This window comes from Dietzia sp. (assembly GCF_036741115.1).
Lineage (GTDB): Bacteria > Actinomycetota > Actinomycetes > Mycobacteriales > Mycobacteriaceae > Dietzia.
On sequence record NZ_DAINST010000037.1, the window covers coordinates 22,275 to 28,776 of the forward strand.

Annotated in this window: 6 protein-coding genes; all 6 read right to left on the reverse strand. The window is 70.6% G+C overall.

Annotated elements, in window-relative coordinates; genetic code table 11:
* Window positions 1-907: acyl-CoA dehydrogenase family protein (locus V7E05_RS07525; RefSeq protein ID WP_333619050.1), on the reverse strand; the 907-nt coding region annotated here is incomplete at its 3' end.
* A complete protein-coding gene (locus tag V7E05_RS07530; RefSeq protein ID WP_333619051.1) occupies window positions 904-2,730 on the reverse strand; it encodes an acyclic terpene utilization AtuA family protein in 1,827 nt (608 codons plus the stop codon). The genes V7E05_RS07530 and V7E05_RS07525, both read right to left, overlap by 4 nt.
* 38 nt (window positions 2,731-2,768) lie before the next feature.
* Entirely contained in the window at window positions 2,769-3,641 is an 873-nt protein-coding gene (locus V7E05_RS07535) for a maleylpyruvate isomerase family mycothiol-dependent enzyme (protein WP_333619052.1), read from the reverse strand.
* A gap of 98 nt (window positions 3,642-3,739) precedes the next feature.
* Entirely contained in the window at window positions 3,740-4,612 is an 873-nt protein-coding gene (mmsB, locus tag V7E05_RS07540; RefSeq protein ID WP_333619053.1) for a 3-hydroxyisobutyrate dehydrogenase, read from the reverse strand.
* Complete coding sequence (locus V7E05_RS07545) at window positions 4,609-5,763, reverse strand: acyl-CoA dehydrogenase family protein (protein WP_333619054.1); 1,155 nt, start codon at window positions 5,761-5,763, stop codon at window positions 4,609-4,611. Before V7E05_RS07545 ends, mmsB begins: the two co-directional genes overlap by 4 nt.
* Window positions 5,764-5,835: 72 nt before the next feature.
* Window positions 5,836-6,502 (reverse strand): aldehyde dehydrogenase family protein (locus tag V7E05_RS07550; protein WP_333619055.1); only part of this gene is annotated, 667 nt, incomplete at its 5' end.

Below are 6,502 nucleotides of genomic sequence, written 5' to 3' on the forward strand. Positions count from 1 at the left end.
GGGCGACGTCGATGCGGCGGTGCATCTCGGCGAGGGCGTCCTGTATCTGCGGGCGCGAGATGAGAGGGGCGCCGAAGGTCTCGCGCTGCCGCACCCAGTCGAGGGTGAGGTCGAGGCAACGCTGCGCGTGCGAATACCCCTGCGCTGCGAGCGCGATCCGCTCGGTGACGAACGCCCCGGCGATGTGCGCGAAGCCGGAATTCACCTCGCCCACGAGGTTCGCGGCCGGGACTCTACAATCGTCGAAGGCGATCTCCCCGGTGTCCGAGGCGCGCCAGCCCATCTTCGCTAGCGGCGAGGACACGTGCAGGCCGGGCGTACCGCGCTCGACGACGAGCAGGCTGAGTCCCGCCGCCCCACGCAGCTCCTCGCCGCCGGTGCGCACGGCGGCGACGAGGAAGTCCGCGCGCGTCGCCGAGGTGATGAACGTCTTCGCGCCGTCGACCACGTACTCGTCCCCGTCGCGGACGGCACGCGTGCGCAGGTGACCTACGTCGGAGCCGCCGCCGGGTTCGGTGATCGCGAGGGAACCGATCTTCTCCCCCGCCAGGGTCGGGCGGACCCAGCGCTCGATGTGCTCGGGCGCGCCCGCCTGCGCCATGTGCGGGAGCGCGATGCCGCACGTGAACAGCGAGGCGAAGACCCCGCCGGACACCCCGGCCTCGTGCAGCGCCTCGCACACGACGATGGAATCGCGGATGTCGCCGCCCTCGCCGCCGACCTCGGGCGGGAAGCTTGCGCCCAGCAGGCCGAGGTCCCCGGCCGCGCGGTGCAGCTCCCGCGGGATGGCGCCCGCGGCTTCCCATTCGTCCTGGTGGGGCAGGATTTCACGGCGCGCGAAGCCCGTGACCGTCTCGGCTAGCCCGCGGGCCCGTGCCGAGTCCCAGTACCGCTCGTTCTCGCTCATCGCTCACCTCCGGGGGCGCGCCGGGCTGCGCCGTCATCCTCCGGCGTGTAGCCGGGTGGGAGGAGCTCGCGCGGCACGTCGACGAAGCGCGAGCGCAGCCATTCGCCGAGGCCCTTGGCCTGCGGGTCGAAGCGCGCGCCCTCGGCGACGCCACGCCCGAGGATCCCGTGGATCACAAAGTTCACTGCGAGGAGGTTCGGCAGCTCGAAGCGCTCGATGTCCAGGTCGCGGGTCTCCGGGAGGAGGGTTCTGACGGCGGAGGCCGTGAGCGTCTCGCGGAGCCAGTGCCACGCTGCCGGGTCCTCGACCCACACGCCGATGTTCGCGTCGCCGCCCTTGTCGCCGGACCGCGCGGCCGCGATCCTGCCGAGCGGTGCGTGGATCACGTCGGTCCGCGCCGCGGCGCCGGCGGAGGCGGCCTGAGCCGAATGCGTCTCGGCGTCCGGGCCGGGGACGATCGCGGGCTCCCCCGCCAGCGGGGAGGGCGCGACCACTTCGAGCTCGCCGCCCGGGAGCTCCACGCGGTGCGGGACCTCGCCGGCGGGGACTCGCGCCGCCACGTATACGCCGTAGGGCGAGGGTTTGCCCGGGGGTGCGGTCGGTGTCGCGCCGGGGTAGCTCGCGAGGGCGAGCTCGACCGCTGCGCCCGAGAACTGCTTGCCCACGCGCTCGGATTCCGAGTCGCGCGCGACGACGGTGAGCGTCGCCGAGGCCTCGGCCTCCGTGGGGGCGTCCGGGCGGTCGGTCCGGGCGAGGCGGAACTCGAGTTTCTCCGGCGGCGGGTCGAGGCGAGCCCGGAGCTGCCTTTCGAAGAGCACGGCCTTGGCCTCGATGTCGAGGCCGGTGAGTAGGAGCGCGATCTCGTTGCGCCAGCCGCCGATCGCCGTGGTGGCGACCTTGAGCGTCGCGGGCGGAGGATCGGCGCGGCAGCCGGAGATCCGCACCCGGTCGTCGCCGGCCTGCTCGAGGGCGATGGTGTCGAGGCGGAGCGTGGCGTCGGGGCCGAGGTAGCTCGGCGAGGCGACCTCGTATAAGAGCTGGGCGGATACCGTGCCGACCGTGACGGCGCCGCCGGTTCCCGCGTGCTTCGTGATGATCGACTCGCCCGTGGACCCGATCTCGGCGATCGGATAGCCGGGCCAGAGGAGATCGCGCGGTCCGCCGTCATCCAAACCGGCTTGCGCGAAGAACGAGTAGTTCCCGCCGGTGGCCTGCGTGCCGCACTCGATCACGTGGCCGGCGGCCATCGCACCGGCGATGGGATCGAGGTCCGCGGGCGTCCACCCGTGCCACCACGCCGCGGGGCCGACGGTGAGCGAGGCATCGGTGACCCGGCCCGTGATGACGACGGCGGCGCCCGCGTCGAGGGCGCGCACGATACCGAAGCCGCCGAGGTAGGCATTTGCGGTGATCGCTCCGGGGACGCCGAGCTCGGCCGCCTTATCGCGGAGGTCATCGCCCTCGACGATCGCCACCGAAGCGACTGCCGGGTCGAGGCCCTGCTCGGCGGCGAGCTCGCGCACCTTCGCGGCGAGCCCGCGAGGGTTGAGCCCTCCGGCATTGGCGACGATCCGCACACCCTTCTCGATGGCGAGGGGGAGACACGTCTCCAGCTGGCGCAGGAAGGTCTTCGCATAGCCGAGTTCGGGATCGCGGAGAGTGTCCTTGCCGAGGATGAGCATGGTGAGCTCGGCGAGGTAGTCGCCGGTGATGACGTCGAGCTCGCCACCGCGGAGCATCTCTTCCATGGCCGCGAGCCGGTCGCCGTAGAAGCCCGAACAGTTGCCGATGCGGACGGGACGAGAGGAATCGGGCCGGGGCATGCGCCGGGATCCGTTTTCTGGCGCGTTGTCCGGCATCGCTATCCCCTGCCCTTGCCCGGCAGCCCGGCGAAGGACTGCGCGATGTGGAGCCATCGCTCCGCGTCCGCGCCGCGCGCCTCGAGGTCCGTATCGCGGGGCGCGACGCGCTGGGTGACGAGGAGGCAGAAATCCCGCAGCGGCCCGGAGACGCCCTGCGCGGCGCCGGCAGGACCGAAGGTGACGGTCTCCCCGCCCGGAGCGGCGAAGGAGAGCTCGAACTCCTCGGCCGGCGGCTGCTCGCCGTGGACGGAGTAGGCGAAGTCGCGCGTCTTGTGGCCGATCCGCGCGACGAACGGGAGCGCCGCCTCCTCGGCAGCCGTACCGAGGAGGCCAGGGGCGCGGCCGGCGAGCGAGGTACCGGGGGCGTATGCGGCGGACGGCACCGAGCCGTCCGCGAGCCCGTCGGCGATGTCGTAGCCGTGGGCGAAGGTCTCCATGATCCGAGCGGTGGCCATGGTCTTCGGCCGCATGGGCGGACCGAACCAGGCGATCTGCTCGCCGGGATCGAGGGCGCCGAGTGCCTCGGAGAGCTCCGCGCGCCCGGCGCGCCAGGCCTCGAGGAGCTCCTCGCGCGGCCGCTCGGCGAGCTCGAGGGCGCCGGCGTCGGCGAAGCCCTCGGGATCGTCCATCGCCTTTGCCACTAGAGCGTCGAAGGCCGGCCAATCCGAGATGGCCGCGAGCGAGGCGAGGTCCGTCCAGTGCAGGTGCGCCACCTGCGTGGCGACGTCCCAGCCCTCCGCCGGGGTCGCGGCGCTCCAACCGCCCTCCCCCGCCTCGAGGACGAGGGACTCGATTACCTCACCCAGGGTGTCGAGGACGGAGAGCGCCTGGGCGAGATCGGATCCTGTTGCGTGGGTCACATCGTGGTTCACGAATCCCACTGTGCCCGTCCCTAGAGAAAAAAGCAATCATGATTGCTTGATTTCGTCGGAATCGGCCCGACCTGCCAAATCGGCCGGGCCTCGCTCCCCTACTCGCCGAGCTTGGTGATGATCGCCGAGAAGTCCTTGTCCCCGTTCTCTTGTGCGAACTCGGAGTAGATCGCGGCGGCTGCCGTACCCATCGGCGCTGTCGCACCGGTCTCGGAGATGGCGTCCATGGCGAGGCCGAGATCCTTGTTCATCAGGGCCGCCGAGAAGCCGGGGCGGAACTCGTTGTTTGCCGGGGACGCGGGCGCCGGTCCGGGAACCGGGCAGTTGGACTCGAGCGCCCAGCAGTTGCCGGTGGCGCCGGTGACCACGTCATAGAGCGACTGGTCGGACAGGCCGAGCTTCTCCGCGAGGAGGAACGCCTCGCCCACGGCGATCTGCTGCACCGCGAGGATCATGTTGTTGCACACCTTGGCCGCCTGGCCGGCGCCCGGATCGCCGCAGTGGATGATCTTCCCGGCCATAGGCTCGAGAACGTCCTTCGCGGCGCCGAATTCCTCGGCGGAGCCGCCGACCATGAATGCGAGAGTCCCGGCGGTCGCGCCCTTGACCCCGCCGGAGACCGGGGCGTCGATATGCGCCATCCCGGCCGCACGCGCGCGGGCACCGGTCTCGCGGGCATCGGCGACCGAGATGGTCGAGGAGTCGATAAAGAGGGACCCCTTCGCGACATGGGACAGGACGTCGTCATACACCTTCCCCACCAGTGCGCCGTTCGGCAGCATGGTGATCACGACCTCGGCCCCCTCCACCGCCTCTTCGGCGCTGGAGAACGGCTCCACACCGGCGGCCTTGGCCGCCTCGAGGGCGGCGGGTGCGGGGTCGAAGCCGCGGACGGTATGCCCCGCGGCGGCAAGGTTGGCGGACATCGGGCCGCCCATGTTGCCGAGTCCGAGAAAAGCGATTGTGCTCATCGTGTTCCCAATCCGCGCGTGGCGGCCGTGCGACCGACGACCATGCGCATGATCTCGTTGGTTCCTTCGAGGATGCGGTGGACCCGCAGGTCCCGCTGGATCTTTTCCATTCCGTATTCGTGCAGGTAGCCGTAGCCGCCGAAGAGCTGGAGGGCCTGGTCGGCGACGTCGTGGCAGGTATCGGTGACGAACATCTTCGCCATCGCGCACAGCTCGACGCGGTCGGGATCGGCGTCGTCGAGGGCGCGGGCGGCGCGCCACAGGAGCTGCCGCGAGGCCTCGAGCTTCGTGGCCATCTCGGCGAGCGCGAAGCGGATCGTGGGCTGCTCGGAGAGCGGCGTCCCGAACGTCTCGCGTTCGCGCACGTACTCGACGGCCCGCGCGTACGCCTCGGTCGCCGCGCCGAGCGAGCACGCCGCGATGTTGATCCGGCCGCCGTTGAGGCCCTTCATCGCGATGGAGAAGCCCGTCCCCTCGGTCTCGCCGAGCAGGTTCTCCGCGGGGACCCGGACCCCGTCGAGGATCACCTGCCGCGTGGGCTGGGCGTGCCACCCCATCTTCTTCTCGTTCGGGCCGAAGGACAGCCCCGCCATGTCCTTGGTGACGACGAACGTCGAGATCCCCTTGGGCCCAGCCTCGCCCGTGCGCGCCATGACGACGTACACGTCCGAGTCCCCGGCGCCCGAGATGAACTGCTTGGTGCCGGTAAGCACGTACTCGTCGCCCTCGCGCACCGCCTTCGTGGACAGCGCCGCCGCATCCGAGCCGGCGCCCGGCTCGGTGAGGCAGTAGCTCGCGAAGTCCTCCATGCTCGCGAGGCGCGGCACCCACTTCGCGCGCTGCTCCTCGGTGCCGAACTCGTCGATCATCCACGTACACATGTTGTGGATCGACAGGTACGCGGCGACGGCGGCGCAGCCGCGGGAGAGCTGTTCGAAGATGCGGACGCCGTCGAGCCGGCGCATCCCCGAACCTCCGTGATCCTCCCGCGTGTAGATCGCGGCCACACCCATGGCCGCGGCCTCGCGGATCTCGTCCTTCGGGAAATGCCCCTCGGCATCCCATTCGAGCGCCTTGGGTGCGAGGCGCTTGCGCGCGAACTTGGCCGCCGCGTCGACGATCGCCTGTTCTTCGGGGGAAAGTTCCGCCATTCTCGGCTGTGCCTCTCCTGATGGTCGTGGGTGGATGACGGGCACGCCCCTCAGCGGGCGCGGCCTACGGCGTCAGTCCATGGTCGGCATGATGAAGCTGGCGCCTTCCTTGACGCCCGAGGGCCAGCGCTGCGTGACCGTCTTGACCTTGGAGTAGAACTTGATGGACTCCGGTCCGTGCTGGTTGAGGTCGCCGAATCCGGACTTCTTCCACCCGCCGAACGTGTGGTAGGCGATCGGCACGGGGATCGGCACGTTGACGCCGACCATCCCGACCTCGACGCGGTCGACGAACTCGCGGGCCGTGTCCCCGTCGCGGGTGAAGATCGCGACGCCGTTGCCGTACATGTGCTCGGAGGGCAGGGCGAGGGCCTCCTCGAAGTTCTCGGCGCGGACCACGGAGAGCACGGGGCCGAAGATCTCCTCGGTGTAGATGCTCATGTCCTTGGTGACGTTGTCGAAGAGCGTCGGCCCGAGGAAGTAGCCCTCGTCGAGCGCGTTGCCCTCGAACTCGGAGTCCGTGGCGCCCTTACCGCGGCCGTCGACGACGAGGGTCGCGCCCTCCTTCTCGCCGGCGTCGATGTACTTGACGGCGTTGTCCTTGGCCTGCGAGGTGACGAGCGGCCCGTAGTCCGCCTCCGAGTCGAAGCTGTGGCCGACCTTGAGCTGCTTGGTCTTCTCGGCGATCTTCTCGACGAGCTTGTCCGCGGTCTCCGCGCCGACGGGCACCACGACGGAG

Coding starts and splice junctions, on each gene's coding strand:
- V7E05_RS07530 (WP_333619051.1), bottom strand. CDS start 2,730: ATGCCCCGGCCCGATTCCTCTCGTCCCGTCCGCATCGGCAACTGTTCG.
- mmsB (WP_333619053.1), bottom strand. CDS start 4,612: ATGAGCACAATCGCTTTTCTCGGACTCGGCAACATGGGCGGCCCGATG.
- V7E05_RS07545 (WP_333619054.1), bottom strand. CDS start 5,763: ATGGCGGAACTTTCCCCCGAAGAACAGGCGATCGTCGACGCGGCGGCC.